This is a genomic window from Anaerofustis sp. (genome assembly GCF_019420015.1).
Taxonomy (GTDB): Bacteria; Bacillota; Clostridia; order Eubacteriales; family Anaerofustaceae; genus Anaerofustis.
On sequence record NZ_JAHZIA010000037.1, the window covers coordinates 1 to 856 of the forward strand.

The window sequence follows — 856 nt, forward strand, 5'->3', positions numbered from 1 at the left end:
GGTATATATAATGTAGATACAGATATAAATAATTATATTGGTGGCTATGATAGATACGGAAATATATCTTATTATAAAGATTTTAATAATAAGGTTGTTTCTAAAGATTATTTAACCAAAGCTACTACTATATATGGTTTAATCGAATCTCTCAATAAAAATATCAATGATAAAAAGATAAATCTTGAAATAGGTGCTGATACTACACAAGCCGATAATGCTATAAATGAATTATATGAAAATTTAAAGGAACAAAATGGAAATAAAACTGGCAAACAAATATTAGTTAGTTTAGAAATTGATACTTCTTCAAAAGATGCCTTTTTAAAATCTATTAATAATTTAATTGGTAGTAAAGATTTTCAAGATAAAATTTCAAAATTAGGTTTAGGTACTGTTGCCGTTGTTGATACGGAAGTTGACGATAAGGCAGTTAAAGATTTTGAGAAATCAGATAAAGATACAGATGGTACAGTTTATTATCATGCAGATTATAGTCAAGTTCTTGATAGCCTCCCCCCTACTTTAAAAGCAAAACTTGAAGTTGAAAGTGAATTAAAAAGCAGTAGCAATCCTTTATCTAATGTTGCAAAGTTTTTCGCTGGTGGTTTATTTGGAAAATCTCATGCTAATGGTAGTGATGGTAATGCACCAAGTGGTACTCATTTGGGTGCAGAACTTGGCGAAGAAATAATCGTCAGGAATGGTAATTACTTTACCATCGGTAAAGATTCAGCAGAATTTTTTAAATACAAAAAAGGTGACATAATTTTTTCTGCCGAACAGTCAAGACAACTGCTTGAAAATGGTAAAATAACCAGTGTTAATATGAACAGGCTTTCCCGTTATGAAAGGA

1 protein-coding gene is annotated in these 856 nt (G+C 29.8%); it reads left to right on the top strand.

What is annotated here, in order from left to right:
* On the top strand, positions 1-856 hold an 856-nt coding region (locus QZ357_RS06215; protein WP_290773280.1), incomplete at both ends, for a hypothetical protein.